The sequence below is a fragment of the Streptomyces sp. RKAG337 genome (assembly GCF_023701715.1).
Taxonomy (GTDB): domain Bacteria; phylum Actinomycetota; class Actinomycetes; order Streptomycetales; family Streptomycetaceae; genus Actinacidiphila.
Genome location: NZ_JAJOZA010000001.1, coordinates 6214352 through 6232861 on the forward strand (window position 1 = coordinate 6214352; position 18510 = coordinate 6232861).

Annotated in this window: 18 protein-coding genes; 16 read left to right on the forward strand and 2 right to left on the reverse strand. The window is 72.0% G+C overall.

From position 1 onward, the window contains the following. Nucleotides 1-18 precede the first annotated feature (18 nt). Complete coding sequence (locus LNW73_RS27670; protein ID WP_250991744.1) at nt 19-2169, reverse strand: ATP-binding protein; 2151 nt, start codon at nt 2167-2169, stop codon at nt 19-21. Between the two features lie 182 nt (nt 2170-2351). Between LNW73_RS27670 and LNW73_RS27675 the strand changes: the two genes are divergently transcribed. The 15 genes from LNW73_RS27675 (at nt 2352) to LNW73_RS27745 (ending at nt 17050) form a co-directional block, all read left to right on the forward strand. After that, entirely contained in the window at nt 2352-2786 is a 435-nt protein-coding gene (locus LNW73_RS27675) for a DUF948 domain-containing protein (protein WP_250974983.1), read from the forward strand. A gap of 6 nt (nt 2787-2792) precedes the next feature. Continuing rightward, nucleotides 2793-3149: a DUF6167 family protein gene (locus LNW73_RS27680; protein WP_250974982.1), complete on the forward strand. Its 357-nt coding sequence runs from the start codon at nt 2793-2795 to the stop codon at nt 3147-3149. Then, nucleotides 3149-5818: an alanine--tRNA ligase gene (gene alaS / locus LNW73_RS27685; RefSeq protein ID WP_250991745.1), complete on the forward strand. Its 2670-nt coding sequence runs from the start codon at nt 3149-3151 to the stop codon at nt 5816-5818. The genes LNW73_RS27680 and alaS overlap by 1 nt, the downstream gene beginning before the upstream one ends. Nucleotides 5819-5820: 2 nt before the next feature. Beyond that, nucleotides 5821-6285 carry a Holliday junction resolvase RuvX gene (ruvX, locus tag LNW73_RS27690; RefSeq protein WP_250974980.1) on the forward strand — a complete coding sequence of 155 codons (465 nt, stop codon included), beginning with the start codon at nt 5821-5823 and terminating at the stop codon, nt 6283-6285. Between the two features lie 119 nt (nt 6286-6404). Then, nucleotides 6405-8165 carry an endolytic transglycosylase MltG gene (gene mltG, locus LNW73_RS27695; protein ID WP_250991746.1) on the forward strand — a complete coding sequence of 587 codons (1761 nt, stop codon included), beginning with the start codon at nt 6405-6407 and terminating at the stop codon, nt 8163-8165. After that, nucleotides 8165-9007 (forward strand): shikimate dehydrogenase, encoded by an 843-nt coding sequence (locus tag LNW73_RS27700; protein ID WP_250991747.1) that lies wholly within the window; start codon nt 8165-8167, stop codon nt 9005-9007. The genes mltG and LNW73_RS27700 overlap by 1 nt, the downstream gene beginning before the upstream one ends. A gap of 172 nt (nt 9008-9179) precedes the next feature. Continuing rightward, nucleotides 9180-10364 (forward strand): chorismate synthase, encoded by a 1185-nt coding sequence (gene aroC, locus LNW73_RS27705; protein WP_138352610.1) that lies wholly within the window; start codon nt 9180-9182, stop codon nt 10362-10364. Further along, nucleotides 10361-10876 (forward strand): shikimate kinase, encoded by a 516-nt coding sequence (locus tag LNW73_RS27710; RefSeq protein ID WP_250991748.1) that lies wholly within the window; start codon nt 10361-10363, stop codon nt 10874-10876. The genes aroC and LNW73_RS27710 overlap by 4 nt, the downstream gene beginning before the upstream one ends. Next, complete coding sequence (gene aroB, locus LNW73_RS27715; protein ID WP_250974976.1) at nt 10873-11964, forward strand: 3-dehydroquinate synthase; 1092 nt, start codon at nt 10873-10875, stop codon at nt 11962-11964. Before LNW73_RS27710 ends, aroB begins: the two co-directional genes overlap by 4 nt. Continuing rightward, on the forward strand, nt 11961-12410 hold the full coding sequence (gene aroQ / locus LNW73_RS27720; RefSeq protein ID WP_250991749.1) for a type II 3-dehydroquinate dehydratase: 450 nt from the start codon (nt 11961-11963) through the stop codon (nt 12408-12410). Before aroB ends, aroQ begins: the two co-directional genes overlap by 4 nt. Nucleotides 12411-12546: 136 nt before the next feature. Continuing rightward, nucleotides 12547-13245, forward strand: coding sequence for an AAA family ATPase (locus LNW73_RS27725; protein ID WP_250974975.1), 699 nt, complete (start codon nt 12547-12549; stop codon nt 13243-13245). 93 nt (nt 13246-13338) lie between these two features. After that, nucleotides 13339-14448 carry an aminopeptidase P family protein gene (locus LNW73_RS27730; RefSeq protein WP_250974974.1) on the forward strand — a complete coding sequence of 370 codons (1110 nt, stop codon included), beginning with the start codon at nt 13339-13341 and terminating at the stop codon, nt 14446-14448. 53 nt (nt 14449-14501) lie between these two features. Further along, entirely contained in the window at nt 14502-15068 is a 567-nt protein-coding gene (gene efp, locus LNW73_RS27735; protein ID WP_138352605.1) for an elongation factor P, read from the forward strand. Between the two features lies 1 nt (nt 15069). Beyond that, entirely contained in the window at nt 15070-15495 is a 426-nt protein-coding gene (nusB, locus tag LNW73_RS27740) for a transcription antitermination factor NusB (protein ID WP_138352604.1), read from the forward strand. Nucleotides 15496-15589: 94 nt separating this feature from the next. Then, the gene (locus LNW73_RS27745; RefSeq protein ID WP_250991750.1) at nt 15590-17050 is read left to right on the forward strand and encodes a pyridoxal phosphate-dependent decarboxylase family protein; all 1461 of its coding nucleotides are present in this window, start codon (nt 15590-15592) and stop codon (nt 17048-17050) included. A 118-nt stretch (nt 17051-17168) separates the two neighbouring features. Here LNW73_RS27745 and bldD read toward each other — a convergent pair whose 3' ends face one another. After that, nucleotides 17169-17669 (reverse strand): transcriptional regulator BldD, encoded by a 501-nt coding sequence (gene bldD, locus LNW73_RS27750; protein WP_138352602.1) that lies wholly within the window; start codon nt 17667-17669, stop codon nt 17169-17171. A 237-nt stretch (nt 17670-17906) separates the two neighbouring features. Between bldD and pyrR the strand changes: the two genes are divergently transcribed. Then, nucleotides 17907-18479 carry a bifunctional pyr operon transcriptional regulator/uracil phosphoribosyltransferase PyrR gene (pyrR, locus tag LNW73_RS27755; RefSeq protein WP_250974972.1) on the forward strand — a complete coding sequence of 191 codons (573 nt, stop codon included), beginning with the start codon at nt 17907-17909 and terminating at the stop codon, nt 18477-18479. The last annotated feature ends 31 nt before the right edge of the window (nt 18480-18510 follow it).

Genomic DNA, 18510 nt, shown 5'->3' on the forward strand with positions numbered 1-18510 from the left:
AGCGAGCGCCGGGTACTCTCAGCCCGCCGTCTCCCCGCCGCCCACGGCAGGGGAGGCGGCGGGTTCGTGCGTACGGGGGCCGGCCACCCGCGGCACCGGACCGAGTCGCTCCGGCGGCTGCTCCGCCGGCAGCTCGCGCAGCGCCCGCGCCACCGCCGCGTCCAGACCGAACCGCGCGCCCTCCGCCAGCCCCGTCTCGTAGGCGGTGTCGCCCAGGGCGGTCCTGGCCCGCTTCTCGCACAGCTCGTGCGGCGCGTTGAAGAACTGCGAACCGAACAGCCGCAGCCCCACCGAGCGCCAGACCCGGCCGGCCGCGCCCTGCAGCACCGCCGCCTCGTACGGCGCGCCCTCGCCCTCGGTGATCAGCGCCAGCAGCTCGATGGCGAGCACCGCGCCGACCAGGTCGTGGAAGGCGTGGTCGATGACCAGGCACTCCTCCACCAGCTCCCGCGCGGCGGCCGGATCCCCGCCGAGCCAGGCCGCGTACCCCAGCACATAGAGCGCGTACGCGAGGGCCCAGCGCTCGCCGTGGTCGCGGCAGATGTCGCGGACCTCCTCGCTCAGCGCCACCGCCCGCTCCAGATCGCCCCGGAAGGCGACCGCCATCGCCAGCTCGACCTGCGCCATCAGCACATTGCTGTTGAGCTCGCCGATCTCGCGGTAGGCGTCCAGCGCCGCCCCGATCAGCTCCTCGGCCCGGACCATGTCGTCCGACAGCAGCGCCAGGCACCCCAGCCGGTGCACCGCGTACGCCGAGGCCGGCGCGTTGCCCGTCAGCGCGGCCTCGTCGCGGCACTCCTGCAGCACGCCGAGCGCGCACACCGGATCGCCCTGCAGCACGGCCACATACCCGTACACCCACATCGCCTTGGCCCGCGCCTCGGCGTGCGACGTTTCCAGCTCCAGCGCCCTGGCCAGCCAGAGCCGGCCCTCGGACAGCCGCCCGCAGCCCACCCAGTAGAACCAGAGAGTCGCCGCCAGGTACTGGCCCACGTGCGGATCCTCGGCGCCGCTGAGGCTGAACTCCAGCGCCAGCCGCAGATTGGGCAGGTCCGTCTCGACCCGGGCGGCGACCTCGGCCTGCCGGGGGCTGAACCAGTCCAGCTCGCACCAGGTGGCCAGCCCGAGATACCAGTCGCGGTGCCGGCGCTGCATGCGCGCCGTGTCGTCCAGCGCCTCCAGCCAGCCCGCGCCGTACTCGCGGACGGTCTCCAGCATCCGGTAGCCGACACCCTCCTCACAGGCCACGACCGACTGTGCCACCAGCTGGGCGATCGTCTCCATGACGTCCTCGGCGGGCAGATCGGGACTGGAGCACACGTATTCCGCGGCCTCCAGATCGAACTGCCCGGCGAAGACCGAGAGCCGGGCCCACAGCAGCCGCTGGGCGGGCGTGCACAGTTCGTGGCTCCAGCCGATCGCGGTCCGCAGCGTGTGGTGCCGGGTCGGTGCGCTGGGGTCGCCGCCGGTCAGCAGCCGGAAACGGTCGTCGAGGCGCTGCAGCACCTGGCCCACCGAGAGGGCGCGCAGCCGCCCCGCCGCCAGTTCCAGGGCCAGCGGAATGCCGTCCAGCCGCCGGCACAGTTCCACGGCGGCCTCCTGGTTGGCCGCGGTGACCCTGAAGCCCGGCAGCACGGCGGCCGCCCGGTCCGCGAACAGCCGGACGGCGTCACCGTCCGCGGCCGCCGCGGGCAGCGGCGCCAGCGGGACGGTGTGCTCGCCCGTGATGCCCAGCGGCCGGCGCGCGGCGGCCAGCACCCGCAGGCCGGGCGCCCGGCGCAGCAGTTCCGCGACGAGTTCCGCGCACTCCCGCACCACATGCTCGAAGCCGTCCAGCACCAGCAGCAGTTCACGCTCGGCCAGTTCCTCGGCGAGCGCGGTCCGCGGCGGCCGTCCGGTGTGGTCGGCCAGCTTCAACGCCTCGGCCAGGCTGTGTTCCAGCAGCTCCGCGTTGTACAGGGCGGACAGCTCCACGAGCCACACCCCGTCGGGGAACCGGCCGGCCACCCGCCGTGCCGTCCGCGCCGCCAGCCGGGACTTCCCGACGCCGCCGACCCCGGTGATGGTGACCAGCCGCGCCTGCTCCAGCAGACCGTCGAGGGCCGAGAGTTCGGCGGCCCGCCCGACGAAGCTGTTGAGCTCGGCGGGGAGGTTTCCCGCAGTGTCCATGGTCTACGGAGAGTACGGGGTGGTGAGCGGAACGTACAATCACGCCACCTCCGGGAGCCCGGGGCACTACCCTGCGACGCTGCCGCCGCGCCGGGAATGCGGTACGAACGCCGAGGCCGGGCGCGATAGGGTCGGTAGCTGATTGTTGTTGTGAAGTGGTGACGGTGAGGGAGCGCAGCAACGTGTCCGGTGGAGAGGTGGCCGGCCTGATCGTGGCCGTCTTCTGGGCGATCCTGGTGTCGTTCCTGGCGGTGGCGCTCGTCCGGCTGTCCCAGACGCTCAGGAAGACCACCGAACTGGTCGCGAGCGTCACCGAACAGGCCGTTCCGCTGCTCGGCGAGGCGACCTCCGCGCTCCGCTCCGCGCACACCCAGCTCGACCGGGTCGACACGATCACCGCGGACGTCGCCGAGGTGACCGCCAACGCCTCCGCGCTCTCCTCGACGGTGGCCTCCACCTTCGGCGGGCCGCTGGTGAAGGTCGCCGCCTTCGGCTACGGGGTGCGGCGCGCGGTCGGCCTGCAGGCCAAGGGCGCGGGGAAAACCCGCACCGTCGTGGTCGGCAAGGCGCTGCCGGCCGCCCGGCGCGGCAGCCGACGCAACCGTTCGAAGGGCTGACACACCATGTTCCGCCGCCTGTTCTGGTTCTTCACCGGCGCCGCCGCGGGCGTCTGGGCCACTACCAAGGTCAACCGCGCGGTGCGCAGGCTCTCCCCGGACAGCCTCGCCGCGACGGCGGCCGACAAGGCGCTCGAAACCGGCGCCCGCCTGCGGCTCTTCGCCCAGGACGTGCGCGCCGGGATGACCGAGCGCGAGATCGAACTCAAGGACGCGCTGGGCCTGGAAGCCGCCGAAGGGGACCTCCCCGGGCAGCGCCGGGCCGCACTCGACGCACCGCAGCCGCTCCCGCAGCAGTCACACCCCCAGAAGTCCTACAAGCAGTCGCACAAGCAGTCGTACAACCGGAAGGACAATCACTGATGGAGTCGGCAGAAATCCGCCGCCGCTGGCTGCGCTTCTTCGAGGAGCGCGGGCACACGGTCGTGCCCTCGGCGTCCCTCATCGCCGACGACCCGACGCTGCTGCTGGTCCCGGCGGGCATGGTCCCGTTCAAGCCGTACTTCCTCGGCGAGGTCAAGCCGCCCTTCGAGCGCGCCACCAGCGTGCAGAAGTGCGTGCGGACGCCCGACATCGAAGAGGTCGGCAAGACCACCCGGCACGGCACGTTCTTCCAGATGTGCGGCAACTTCTCCTTCGGCGACTACTTCAAGGAAGGCGCCATCAAATACGCCTGGGAGCTGCTCACCAGCTCCGTGGCGGACGGCGGCTTCGGCCTGGAGCCCGAGAAGCTCTGGGTCACCGTGTACCTGGACGACGACGAGGCCGAGCGCATCTGGCGCGAGGTCGTGGGCGTCCCCGCCGAGCGGATCCAGCGCCTGGGCAAGGCCGACAACTACTGGTCCATGGGCGTCCCCGGACCGTGCGGCCCCTGCTCCGAGATCAACTACGACCGGGGCCCGGCGTTCGGCGAGGAGGGCGGCCCGGCCGTCAACGACGAGCGCTACGTGGAGATCTGGAACCTGGTCTTCATGCAGTACGAGCGCGGCCCCGGCCAGGGCAAGGACGACTTCGAGATCCTCGGCGAGCTGCCGTCGAAGAACATCGACACCGGCCTCGGCCTCGAACGCCTCGCGATGATCCTGCAGGGCGTGCAGAACATGTACGAGACCGACACCCTGCGCGTGGTGATGGACACGGCCACCGAACTCACCGGTGTCCGGTACGGCGCCGAGCACGGCACCGACGTCTCGCTGCGCGTCGTCGCCGACCACATGCGCACCTCCGTGATGCTCATCGGCGACGGGGTCACCCCCGGCAACGAGGGCCGCGGCTACGTGCTGCGCCGCATCATGCGCCGCGCCATCCGCAACATGCGGCTGATGGGCGCCACCGGGCCGGTCGTCGGCGAGCTCGTGGACACCGTCATCAAGACGATGGGCGAGCAGTACCCGGAGCTGGTCACCGACCGCAAGCGCATCGAGACCGTCGCCCTCTCCGAGGAGGTCGCCTTCCTCAAGGCGATCAGCGGCGGCACCAACATCCTGGACTCCGCCGTCAGCGAGACCAAGGCCGCCGGTGGCACCGTGCTCTCCGGCGACAAGGCGTTCCTGCTGCACGACACGTGGGGCTTCCCGATCGACCTCACCCTCGAAATGGCCTCCGAGCAGGGCCTGTCGGTGGACGAGGAGGGCTTCCGCCGGCTCATGAAGGAGCAGCGGGACCGCGCCAAGGCCGACGCCCGCGGCAAGAAGCAGGGCCACGCCGACCTGTCCGCCTACCGTGAGGTCGCCGACCGCTCCGGCACCACCGAGTTCACCGGCTACAGCGCCAACCAGAACGAGGCCACCGTCGTCGGGCTGCTCGTCGACGGCGTCCCGTCGCCGGCCGCGCACGAGGGCGACGAGGTCGAGATCGTCCTGGACCGCACCCCGTTCTACGCCGAGGGCGGCGGCCAGCTCGCCGACACCGGCCGGATCAGGATCGACACCGGCGCGATCGTCGAGATCCGCGACGTCCAGCAGCCGGTGGCCGGCGTCAGCGTGCACAAGGGCGTCGTTCAGGTCGGCGAGGTCACCCTCGGCGCCGGCGCGCTCGCCCAGATCGACCTGGTGCGCCGCCGGGCCATCGCCCGCGCCCACAGCGCGACGCACCTGACGCACCAGGCGCTGCGGGACGCCCTCGGCCCCACCGCCGCCCAGGCCGGTTCCGAGAACTCCCCGGGCCGCTTCCGCTTCGACTTCGGCTCGCCCGCCGCCGTACCCGGCACGGTGCTCACCGACGTCGAGCAGAAGATCAACGAGGTGCTCGCCCGGGAGCTCGACGTGACCGCCGAGGTCATGAGCATGGAAGAGGCCAAGAAGCAGGGCGCCATCGCCGAGTTCGGCGAGAAGTACGGCGACCGGGTCCGCGTGGTCACCATCGGCGACTTCTCCAAGGAGCTGTGCGGCGGTACGCACGTCGGCAACACCGCCCAGCTCGGGCTGGTCAAGCTGCTCGGCGAGTCGTCCATCGGCTCCGGGGTGCGCCGGGTCGAGGCGCTGGTCGGGGTGGACGCGTACAAGTTCCTGGCCCGTGAGCACACGGTCGTCGCGCAGCTCACCGAGCTGGTGAAGGGCCGTCCCGAGGAGCTGCCCGACAAGATCTCGGGCATGCTCGCCAAGCTCAAGGACGCGGAGAAGGAGATCGAGCGCTTCCGCGCCGACAAGGTCCTGCAGGCCGCGGCCGGACTGGCGCAGGGCGCCCAGGACATCAAGGGCGTGGCCCTGGTCACCGGCACCGTGCCGGAGGGCACCGGCGCCGACGACCTGCGCAAGCTCGTGCTGGACGTGCGGCAGCGCGTCGGGGGCGGCCGGGCCGCCGTCGTCGCGCTGTTCACCGTGGCCAACGGCCGCCCGCTCACCGTGATCGCCACCAACGAGGCCGCCCGCGAGCGCGGTATCAAGGCCGGCGAACTGGTCAGGTCCGCGGCCAAGACGCTCGGTGGCGGCGGCGGTGGCAAGGACGACGTCGCGCAGGGCGGCGGCCAGAACCCGGCCGCCGTGGACGAGGCCGTCGCCGCGGTCCAGCGCCTGGTCGAAGAGAAGGCCTGACGGTGCGCAGAGGCAGGCGTATCGCCGTCGATGTCGGGGATGCCCGGATCGGGGTCGCCTCGTGCGACCCCGACGGGGTCCTCGCGACACCGGTCGAGACGGTTCCGGGGCGGGACGTCCCGGCGGCGCTGCGCCGCCTCGCGGCGATCGTCGAGGAGTACGAGCCGATCGAGGTCGTGCTGGGACTGCCGCGCTCGCTGAGCGGGAACGAGGGTCCCGCGGCGGTCAAGGTCCGGGCGTTCGCGCAGGATGTGGCAAAGATCATCGCCCCTGTCCCGGTGCGGCTGGTGGACGAGCGGATGACCACGGTCACCGCCACCCAGGGCCTGCGGGCGTCGGGCGTCAAGGCCAAGAAAGGCCGTGCGGTGGTCGATCAGGCCGCCGCGATCGTCATCCTGCAGAGCGCCCTCGAGACCGAACGGGTGTCGGGGAAACCAGCGGGGGAGAGCGTCGAAGTGGGCAGCTGATCGCGGTACGGTAACGTTCCGCGCGACACGGCGGCGCCACCTGGCGCCGCCCGTTTCGCAAGGGGCGGCCAGTTCGGACGATGCGATCGCCCCGCGTCCGACGCGTACCAAGGGGATCGATGACTGACTATGGCCGGGGCTCCGGCTCCGAACCGTGGCATCCCGAGGACCCGCTCTTCGGTGACCAGGGGTACCAGCAGCAGCCGCGCCAGCCGCAGCCGCAGGACGACTGGGACCCCTACGCCACCGGGCAGCAGCCGCAGTACCCGTACAACGGTCAGCAGGCTCCCCAGCAGCAGAACCCGCAACAGCAGCAGCAGTACCCCCAGAACCAGCAGCAGTACCCGCAACAGCAGCAGTACCCCCAGAACCAGCAGCAGCAGTACCCGCAGCAGGAGCAGTACCCGCAGCAGGGGTACCCCCAGCAGCAACAGCAGTACCCGCAGCAGCAGCAACAGCACCCCCAGCAGGGCCAGCACCAGGGCCAGCAGCAGTACAACGACTGGGACACCTCCGGGGGTTCGTCCGCCCCGTACGGTGCCAACCCCGGCGATCCCTACGGCGGCCAGCCGCCGGCCGATCCCTACGGCGCCCAGCAGCCCGACTTCTACGGCCAGGGCGGCTACCCGCCCCCGCAGCAGCCGCAGCACCGGCAGCCGCCGGAGCAGCAGCCCCAGCAGCCGATGCGGTCCGCCCCGGACAACACCGGCGACTGGGAGGCCGAGGCGGAGCCGGAGACGCACGCCTTCTTCGCCGACGACACGGACGACGAAGAGCCGGACGAGGACACCCCGGCCGGCCGCGGCGGACGCAAGCGCGGCGGCAAGGGCGGCAAGAAAGAGGGCAAGAAGCGCCGCAGCGGCTGCGCCTGCCTGGTCGTCCTGCTGGTCCTCGGCGGCGGCGTCGGCGGTGCCGGCTACTTCGGCTACCAGTTCTACGAGAGCCACTTCGGCGCGGCGCCCGACTTCTCGGGCGAGGGCACCGGAGACGTACAGGTCGAGATCCCCAAGGGCTCGACGCTGACGGACATGGGCAACATCCTCAAGACCGCGGGCGTGGTCAAGAGCGTCGACTCCTTCACCGCGGCGGCCGGCAAGAACCCCAAGGGCAAGAGCATCCAGGCCGGCATCTTCATCCTCCACAAGGAGATGTCGGCCGCGGCGGCGGTCACGATGATGACCGACCCGTCCAAGCAGAGCGCCATAATCCTCCCCGAGGGGCTGCGGGCCACCGAGATCTATGCCGCCATCGACAAGCGGCTGAGCGTCAAGGCGGGCACCACGCAGGCCGCCGCCAAGGGCGCCGATCTGGGCCTGCCCGCCTGGGCGCAGGGCAATGTCGAGGGCTTCCTCTTCCCGTTCCGGTACAGCGTCGGCAAGGCCACCAAGCCGCTCGACCTGCTCAAGCAGATGGTCCAGCAGGCCGAGGCCGAGTACAAGAAGGACAACATCGAGGAAGAGGCGGCGAAGGTCCACAAGACGCCGCTGCAGATCATCACCATCGCCAGCCTCATCCAGGCCGAGGCGCAGGAGGACGAGGAGTTCGGCAAGGTCTCGCGGGTCATCTACAACCGCCTCGACAAGGACATGGCGCTGGGCTTCGACTCGACGATCAACTACGCCATGGGCCGCTCCACGCTGAACACGTCCACCAAGGACACCAAGTTCCCGTCGCCGTACAACACCTACCTCCACAAGGGCCTGCCGCCCGGTCCGATCGGCAACCCGGGACACCAGGCGATCGACGCGGCGCTGCACCCGACGGCGGGCAACTGGCTGTACTTCGTCACGGTCAAGAAGGGCGACACGCGCTTCACCGACAGCTACACGGAGCACCAGAAGAACGTCCAGGAGTTCAACAGGAACAAGGGCACCGGCTGATGCGGGAACCACGCCGGGCCGGAGTCCTCGGCTCGCCGATCGCCCACTCGCTCTCACCGGTGCTGCACCGGGCGGCGTACGCCGAGCTCGGTCTCACCGGCTGGCGCTACGACGCCTTCGAGGTGGACGAGGCGGCGCTGCCCGGCTTCCTGGCCGGGCTCCGGGACGGCACGGGGGAGCCCGGCAGCTGGGCCGGGCTGTCGCTGACGATGCCGCTCAAGCGCGCGGTCATCCCGCTGCTGGACGAGGTCAGCGCCACCGCGTCCTCCGTCGAGGCCGTCAACACCGTGGTCTTCACCGCGGACGGCCGGCTGACCGGCGACAACACCGACATCCCCGGGATCGCCGCCGCGCTGCGCGAACACGGAGTGACGAGCGTGGAGTCCGCGGTGGTGCTCGGCGCCGGGGCGACCGCCTCGTCCGCACTGGCCGCACTCGCCCGGATCTGCGCCGGCGAGGTCACCGTGTACGTACGCAGCGCCGCGCGCGCCGCCGAGATGCGCGAGTGGGGCGAACGGCTGGGAGTGCGGGTGCGCACCGAGGACTGGGGCGACGCTGCGAAGGCGTTCGAGGCGCCGCTGGTGATCGCCACCACCCCGGCGGGCGCCACCGACGGCCTCGCCGAGTCCGTGCCGGAGCGGCCGGGCGCGCTCTTCGACGTGCTGTACCACCCGTGGCCGACCGCCCTCGCGGCCGCCTGGACGGCCCGCGGCGGCGAGGTCGTCGGCGGTCTCGACCTCCTGGTGCACCAGGCCGTGCTCCAGGTCGAGCGGATGACCGGCCGGACGCCGGGGCCGCTCGCGGCGATGCGCGCCGCCGGCGAAGCGGCACTGGGCGTCTGACACCGGCGGCGTCCGCCCGTTCCGAGCCCGTCGCGCCGCCACGTCCACAACCTGGACCGGAGGCGGGACGTCCGCCCCGGCCGTGGGAGGATCGGTGGTGGCGGGCCAGGGCCGCGCACCCGGCCGTGCCGTTGAAATTCGGACGTTCGAGGCGCGAGCAAAAGGAGCACCGTTGAGCAGGTTGCGCTGGCTGACCGCGGGGGAGTCGCACGGCCCCGCACTCGTCGCGACGCTGGAGGGACTGCCCTCCGGCGTACCCGTCACCACGGCGATGGTGGCGGACGCGCTGGCGCGCCGGCGGCTGGGTTATGGCCGCGGTGCCCGGATGAAGTTCGAGCAGGACGAGGTCACCTTCCTCGGCGGCGTACGGCACGGCCTGACCATGGGCAGCCCGGTCGCGATCATGGTCGGCAACACCGAGTGGCCCAAGTGGGAACAGGTCATGGCGGCCGACCCCGTCGACCCGGAGATCCTGGCCGGTCTGGGGCGCAACGCGCCGCTGACCCGGCCGCGCCCCGGCCACGCGGACCTCGCCGGCATGCAGAAGTACGCGCTCGACGAGGCCCGGCCGATCCTGGAGCGCGCCAGCGCCCGGGAGACCGCCGCCCGCGTCGCGCTGGGCGCCGTCGCCCGCTCCTACCTCAAGGAGACGACGGGCATCGAGATCGTCAGCCATGTCGTCGAACTGGCCGCGGCCAAGGCCCCGTACGGGGTCGTGCCGGTGCCCGCCGACGAGGCCCGGCTCGACGCCGACCCGGTGCGCTGCCTGGACTCCGACGCGAGCGACGCGATGGTGGCCGAGATCGACCAGGCCCACAAGGACGGCGACACGCTCGGCGGCGTCGTCGAGGTGCTGGCGTACGGCGTTCCCGTCGGACTCGGCAGTCACGTCCACTGGGACCGCCGGCTCGACGCGCGGCTGGCCGCCGCGCTGATGGGCATCCAGGCGATCAAGGGCGTCGAGGTCGGCGACGGCTTCGGCCTGGCCCGGGTGCCGGGTTCGCAGGCGCACGACGAGATCGTGCCGAGCCCCGAGGGCATCCGCCGCTCCACCGGCCGCTCCGGCGGAACCGAGGGCGGCATGAGCACGGGTGAACTGCTGCGGGTCCGGGCGGCGATGAAGCCGATCGCGACGGTGCCGCGCGCCCTGGCCACCGTCGACGTCACCACCGGTGAGGTCGCCGCGGCGCACCACCAGCGCTCGGACGTCTGCGCGGTGCCGGCCGCCGGGATCGTCGCGGAGGCCATGGTCGCGCTGGTGCTCGCCGACGCGGTCGCGGAGAAGTTCGGCGGCGACTCGGTGGGCGAGACCCGGCGCAACGTCCAGGGGTACCTCGAGAACCTGGCGATCCGTTGACCGGGCCGCTGGTCGTCCTCGTCGGCCCGCCCGGTGCGGGCAAGAGCACCGTCGGCAAGCTGCTCGCCGCCCGGCTCGGCACCACCTACCGGGACACCGACGCGGATGTCGCGCGGACCGCCGGCAAGTCGATCCCGGAGATCTTCATCAACGACGGTGAGGACCACTTCCGGCAGCTCGAACTGGCCGCGGTCACCGACGCCCTCGCCGAGCACACCGGCGTACTGGCGCTCGGCGGCGGAGCGATCATGTCGCCGGTCGCCCGCAGCCTGCTGCGCGGCCGTCCGGTGGTCTTCCTGGACGTCGGAGTCAACGACGCCGTCAAGCGGGTCGGCCTGGACGCCCCGCGTCCGCTGCTCGCCGTCGCGCCGCGCCAGCAGTGGCGCGAGCTGATGGAGAAGCGCCGTCCGCTGTACACCGAGGTCGCCCGCGCGGTCGTCGCCACCGACGACCGCACCCCCGAGGACGCTGCGGAAGCGGTCCTCGACGCACTGGAATTGAAGGACGCATGAGCGAGAACCACACCCGTATCGCGATCGCCGGCACCGCGGGTACGGAACCCTACGAGGTGCTGGTCGGACGCCAGCTGCTGGCCGAGCTGCCCGCCCTCATCGGGCCGGCCGCCAAGCGCGTCGCGGTGCTGCACCCGGAGGCGCTCGCCGCCACCGGCGAGGCACTGCGCGCGGACCTCGCCGAGCAGGGCTTCGAGGCCATCGCGATCCAGCTGCCGAACGCCGAGGAGGCCAAGACCGTCGAGGTCGCCGCCTACTGCTGGAAGGCGCTGGGCCAGACCGGCTTCACCCGCACCGATGTGATCGTCGGCGTCGGCGGCGGAGCCACCACCGACGTCGCCGGCTTCGTGGCGGCGACCTGGCTGCGCGGGGTGCGCTGGATCGCCGTCCCCACCACCGTGCTGGCCATGGTGGACGCGGCGGTCGGCGGGAAGACCGGCATCAACACCGCCGAGGGCAAGAACCTGGTCGGGGCGTTCCATCCGCCGGCCGGGGTGCTGTGCGACCTCGCGGCGCTGGACTCGCTGCCGCCCAACGACTACATCAGCGGCCTCGCCGAGATCATCAAGGCCGGCTTCATCGCCGACCCGGTGATCCTGGACCTGATCGAGGCCGACCCGGCCGCGGCCCGTACGCCGCAGGGCGCGCACACCGCCGAGCTGATCGTGCGCTCCATCCAGGTCAAGGCCGACGTGGTCTCCGCCGACCTCAAGGAGAGCGGCCCGCGCGAGATCCTGAACTACGGCCACACCCTCGCGCACGCCATCGAGAAGAACGAGCGCTACAACTGGCGGCACGGCGCCGCGGTCTCCATCGGCATGGTCTTCGCCGCCGAGCTGGGCCGGCTGGCCGGCCGGCTGGACGACGCGACCGCCGACCGGCACCGCACCGTCCTGGAGTCGGTGGGACTGCCGCTGACCTACCGCGGGGACCAGTGGCCGAAGCTGCTGGACGCCATGCGCGTCGACAAGAAGTCCCGCGGTGACCTGCTGCGCTTCATCGTGCTCGACGGGCTGGCCAAGCCCACCGTCCTGGAGGGCCCGGACCCGGCGGTCCTGGTGGCCGCCTACGCGGAGGTCTCCAAGTGACCGGCGCGACCGGCCGCGTGCTGGTGCTGAACGGGCCGAACCTCGGCCGGCTCGGCTCCCGGGAGCCCGACGTGTACGGCGCCACCTCGTACGCCGGGCTCGTCGAGGCCTGCACCACCCTCGGCAAGGAGCTCGGCTTCGACGTCGAGGTCCGGGAGACCAACGACGAGGGCGAGCTGATCCGCTGGCTGCACGAGGCCGCCGACGGACGGATCCCGGTCGTCATCAACCCGGGCGCGTTCACCCACTACTCGTACGGGATCAGGGACGCGGCGGCGCAGCGCACCGCACCGCTCATCGAGGTGCACATCTCGAACCCGTACGCCCGTGAGGAATTCCGCCACACCTCGGTCATCGCGGCCGTCTCCACCGGTACCGTCGCCGGCTTCGGCATCGGCTCCTACCGGCTGGCGCTGCGCGCCCTGGCGGAGGAGATCACCGGCTGACATCGTCGTCCGGGCACCTGTGCCGCTCCCCGGCCGTTCACACAAGTACCTCCGGGGACGGTACGGTTCGGTTCGAACGGCCTGTTCCCGGCCGTCACGGAAGCAGAACCTCCGGCACGAGATGGAGTGGGACGGGATGCAGCACGCTGTGGGGGCACCGCAGCCCGGCCGGCCGGGACCTCAGCCGGCCCCCAGCACCACCGGCCACTTCCCCCTGCCTGCCGCCGGCCCGGTCCAGCTGCCCGCACCTTCCGGCGGCTCGCTGCCGGGCGGCGGCTCCGGGCCCGTGGCCGTCCTGCTGATCGGCGCGGCCGGGGCCGGCAAGACCACCATCGCCCGGCACTGGGCCGACAACCGCGGGGTACCGACCGCCCACATCAGCCTCGACGACGTCCGCGAGTGGGTCCGCTCCGGTTTCGCGGACCCGCAGGCCGGCTGGAACGAGCACTCCGAGGCCCAGTACCGGCTGGCCCGCCGCACCTGCGGCTTCTCGGCCCGGAACTTCCTGGCCAACGGCATATCGTGCATCATCGACGACGCGGTCTTCCCGGACCGGCCGGTCGTCGGCCTCGGCGGCTGGAAGCGGCACGTCGGCCCCGGCCTGCTGCCCGTCGTCCTGCTCCCGGGCCTGGACGTGGTCCTGGCCCGCAACGCCGCGCGCAACGGGAACCGGCGGCTCTCCGACGAGGAGGTCGCCCGGATCCACGGCCGGATGGCCGGCTGGTACGGATCAGGGCTGCCGATCATCGACAATTCGCAGCTCGACGTGGTCGCGGCGGCCGCGGCGCTGGACCGGGTCGTGGCCCGCAGCGTCCAGGGCCCGCCCGTCTGGTAGCCGACGGGAACCGGCCGCCGCGCGGAAGACGGCCCGACCCCGGTCGGACGCGCTCGGGCGGCCCCCCGGACGGCCCGCACGTACGCTCGCGACATGTCCGACGTGCACGCAGCCCGCAGAGAACGCCTGCGCGACCGATGCGCGGCGTCAGGAGCGGCGGCGGCGCTGGTCTCCCGCCCCGCGAACGTCCGCTATCTGACCGGCTGCGCGCCGGCCGGCGCGGTCCTGCTGATCGGCCCCGGCGACCAGGACGCGCTGGTCCGCAGCCGTCCCGCGGTCGGGGACCTGTCCGAGGCGCAGCCGCCGGAGGACGTACGGACGGTGGTCCTGACGAGGTCGGACGGCGATCCGGTGGTGGCGGCCGCCGGACTGGTCCTCGAACGGCGGGGCGACACGCTGGCCGTCGAGGAGCACCACCTCACGGTCAGCCGGCACCGGGCGATCGGCTCGGTCGCGCCGGGACTGCGGCTGACCGACCTCCGCGGGGCCGTGGAACAGCTGCGGGTGGTCAAGGACGAGCAGGAGATCGCCTCGATCCGGATCGCCGCCGAACTCGCCGACCAGGCGCTCGGCGAGCTGCTGGAGTCGATCCTGGTCGGCAGGACCGAGCGGCACCTCGCGCTGGAACTGGAGCGCCGGCTGGTCGACCACGGCGCGGACGGCCCGGCCTTCCCCACCTGCGTGGGCACCGGCCCGCACTCGGGGGCCGCGCGGCACGTCCCCACCGACCGGCGCGTCGAGGAGGGCGACTTCCTCACCGTCCGGCTCGGCGCCTGCTACCGCGGCTACCGCTGCGAGGTCGGCCGCACCTTCGTCGTGGGGACTTCTCCCGCCGACTGGCAGATCGAGCTGTACGAGCTGGTCTTCGCCGCCCAGCGGGCCGGACGGGAGGCCCTCGCACCCGGTGTGGCCTGCCGTGATGTGGACCATGCGGCGCGCTCCGTACTGGCCGCCGCGGGCTACGGGGAGGCCCTCGGAGAGGTGACGGGACACGGCGTGGGACTCGAAATCGACGAGGACCCTCGGCTGTCACCTGCGGCCATGGGTAAACTGGACGCTTGCGTGCCGGTCACCGTCGAACCGGGGGTCCACCTTCCGGGCCGCGGCGGTGTCCGCATCGACGACACACTCGTCGTACGTCCCCCGACGGACGGCGGGCCCGAGCTACTCACCATTACGACCAAGGAGCTGCTCGCCCTGTAAAAGGGCGCGCCCCCTCGGTCTCCGAAGCTGCACTTTCAGGAGATTCCGCAACCGTGGCATCCACGAACGACCTCAAGAACGGCCTCGTGCTCAAGCTCGACGGCGGCCAGCTCTGGACCGTTGTCGAGTTCCAGCACGTCAAGCCCGGCAAGGGCCCCGCCTTCGTCCGCACGAAGCTCAAGCACGTGCTGTCCGGCAAGGTCGTCGACAAGACCTTCAACGCCGGCATCAAGGTCGAGACGGCCAACGTCGACAAGCGCGGTATGCAGTTCTCCTACAAGGACGGCACCGACTTCGTCTTCATGGACACCGACACCTTCGACCAGGTGTACATCACCCCCGAGGTCGTCGGCGACGCCGCCAACTACCTCCTCGAAGGCTTCGAGGCCGTCGTGGCGATGTACGAGGGCGCTCCGCTCTACATCGAGCTCCCGGCCTCCGTCGAGCTGGTCATCGAGTACACCGAGCCGGGTGTCCAGGGCGACCGGTCGACCGGTGGCTCCAAGCCGGCGCGGCTCGAGACCGGCTACGAGATCGGCGTTCCGCTCTTCATCACCACCGGTGAGAAGATCAAGGTCGACACCCGTTCGGGTGACTATCTCGGCCGGGTGAACAGCTAACGTGGCTGCTCGGAACAAGGCCCGCAAGCGTGCCTTCCAGATCCTCTTCGAAGCGGATCAGCGGGGTGTCGACCCGAAGACCGCCATGGCGGACTGGATCCGGCTCGCCCGGACCGACGACCGGCAGCCGCCGGTCACCGAGTACACCATGCAGCTGGTCGAGGGATACGCCGCCAACGCGCCCCGCATCGACGAGCTGCTCGCGACCTACTCGGTGGGCTGGACGCTGGACCGGATGCCGGTCGTCGACCGGAACGTCCTGCGGCTCGGCACCTATGAGCTGATCTGGGAGGACGAGACCCCGGACGCGGTCGTGCTGGACGAGGCGGTCCAGCTCGCCAAGGAGTTCTCCACCGATGAGTCGCCCGCCTTCGTCAACGGGCTGCTGGCCCGTCTGAAGGACCTCAAGCCGACTCTCCGGCGATAGCGTCACCCGCACCGACCAGGCCCGGAGCAGAAGCTGAACAATCTTCTGCTTCGGGCCTGGTGTGTTTCCCGGACGGTGGCCTAGTTTCGCTGGCATGTCCGATCAGGAGACCGATCAACAGATCATCGACCGGCTGACGGCGCTGCGGTCCCAGGACCTCCCGGTGCGCGGCGGCCGCACCATGGCCTATGTCTACGACTCCGGGCTGGACGGTCTCGACGACCTCGCGGAGCGGGCCCAGGCGGCCTTCGCCGGGGTCAACGGCCTGGACATGACGGCCTTTCCCAGCGTGGTGGCCCTGGAGAACGACATCGTCGGCCGGGCCGCGGGGCTGCTCGGCGGGGACGGCGGGACGGCCGGCACCTTCACCAGCGGCGGCACCGAGAGCTGTCTGCTCGCCGTGCTGACCGCCCGGAACCACGCCCGTCGCACCCGGGGCGTCACCGCCCCGGAACTGGTGCTGCCCGCCACCGCCCACGCGGCCTTCCGCAAGGCCGCCGCCCTCTTCGGCCTGACCGTCGTCACGGTCCCGGTGGACCCCGGGACGTTCCGCGCCCGCCCGGAGGCGATGGCGGCCGCCATGACCGACCGGACGGCCCTGGTGGTGGCCTCGGCGCCGTCCTACGCCCACGGGGTGATCGACCCGGTCACCGAGATCGCCGCCGCGGCGGCCGGGCGCGGGGTGCTGTGCCACGTCGACGCCTGCATCGGCGGCTGGTACCTGGCGCACCTGCCCCGGACGCTGCCCCGGCCGCCCGCGTTCGACCTGGCGGTGCCGGGCGTCACGTCGATCGCGGTGGACCTGCACAAGTACGCGTACACCCCCAAGGGCGCCTCGGTGCTGCTCTTCCGGGACGCCGAACTGCGCCGGCACGGCTGGTTCGCGGACGCCTCCTGGCCGGGCTACCCGGTGGTCAACGCCACGCTCCAGGGCACCAAGTCCGCCGGGCCGCTGGCCGCCGCCTGGGCGGTCCTGCGGCGGATCGGCCCCGCGGGCTACGCCGAGCTCTCCGGGCGCGTGCACGAGGCGGTACAGGCCCTCGTCGGGGGCATCGGCCGGATCGACGGGCTGCGGGTGCTGGGCATCCCGCAGGCGTCGCTGGTCGCCGTCGCCTCCGACGATCCGGGGCTCGACCCGTTCGTCGTCGCCGATGAGATGCGGCTGCGCGGCTGGTTCCTGCAGCCGCAGCCCGCCTTCGGCGGCTCCCCGCCCAACCTGCATCTGACCGTCACGGCGGCGGTGGCGTCCCCCGAACGGATCGCCCTGCTGCTGGAGGAGCTCGGCGGCGCCGTACGGCGGGCCCGCGAGCTCGGCCCGGCCGCCGTCGACGAGGGGCTCGCCGGGCTCGCCGCCCAGCTCGATCCCGACACGCTCGGCCCCGGGGAGATCGCCCTGGCCCTCCAGCTCGCCGGCATCTCCGACGACGGCGCGCTCCCGGAGCGGATGGCCCCGGTGCTGGCGGTCCTGCAGGCGCTGCCGCCCCGGCTGACCGAACGGCTGCTGCCGGAAGTCATCGGCCGGCTCTACCGGGCGCGGACTGGGCCGTACGGGTGACGGAGACCCCCGCGGGCCCGTTCCGGGCTCCGGGGCAAACGGAACCGCCCGGGGCGGTGTCCCTGCGGACACCGCCCCGGGCGGTACGTTTCTGCACTTTTGTTTGTCGGCTGTTTGTTCAGCCGTCCTCGTGCTGGACCGCGCGGCGCGCGTCCGCGTCGAGGACGCCCCAGCCGATGAGCTGCTCGGTGAGGACCGACGGCGACTGGTCGTAGATCACGGCCAGCGTGCGCAGGTCGTCCTGGCGGATCGACAGCACCTTGCCGTTGTAGTCCCCGCGCTGGCTCTGGATGGTGGCGGCGTAGCGCTGCAGCGGACCGGCCTTGTCCGGCGGGACCTGGGACAGTCGCTCCAGGTCCAGGACAAGCTTCGGCGGCGGCTCCGCGGCCCCGCCCGGCGTGGTGCCGGGCAGCAGCTCCTGGACCGGAACTCCGTAGAAGTCCGCCAGCTCGGCCAGTCGCTGTACGGTCACGGCGCGGTCGCCACGCTCGTACGAGCCGACGACGACGGCCTTCCAGCGGCCTTGGGACTTCTCCTCGACGCCGTGGAGGGAGAGACCCTGCTGCGTGCGGATGGCGCGGAGCTTGGCTCCGAGCTGTTTGGCGTAATCGCTGGACATAAGGCTCCCCGGACGGAAACTCGGTGACTCACTGTGAGGTTACGCAGCGTAATTTGACTTCGTCAAGCCGAATGGTCCGGACCGGTCTCCCTGTACTGCGCGAGCGTCCGATTCGTACCGGTGTGCCTATCGTGCGGGTGACCGCCCGAGAACGCGACCTGCGCGCCTGGTAACGTGAGGCCGTATCCCTGGCGTCCTTTAAGACCCGTCCCGTGAGGCGGGGAAGGAGAGCCCTTCATGGCTGAAGACCGCAGTACATCCGCACGCCCGGTGCTCGAAGCACCGGACATCGCACGGGTCCTGACCCGCATCGCCCACGAGATCGTCGAACGCGCCAAGGGCGCCGACGACGTGGTGCTCCTCGGCATTCCCACCCGCGGTGTCTTCCTCGCCCGCAGGCTGGCCGACAAACTCGCCGACATCACCGGCCGCAAGGTCCCGGTCGGATCGCTCGACATCACCATGTACCGCGACGACCTGCGGCTGCACCCGGCCCGCGCACTGGCCCGCACCGACATCCCCGGTGACGGCGTCGACGGCCGGCTGGTGATCCTCGTCGACGACGTGCTCTTCTCGGGCCGCACGATCCGCGCCGCCCTCGACGCGCTGAACGACATCGGCCGGCCGCGAGCCGTACAGCTCGCCGTCCTCGTCGACCGCGGCCACCGCGAACTCCCGATCCGGGCCGACTACGTCGGCAAGAACCTCCCCACCTCGCTGCGCGAGACCGTCAAGGTCCACCTCACCGAAGAGGACGGCCGTGACACGGTCCTCCTCGGCGTGCGCGAGGGCTCCCCGGCGGACGAATAGCGCAAGCACGACCCGGACCCCCGCGCGGTCC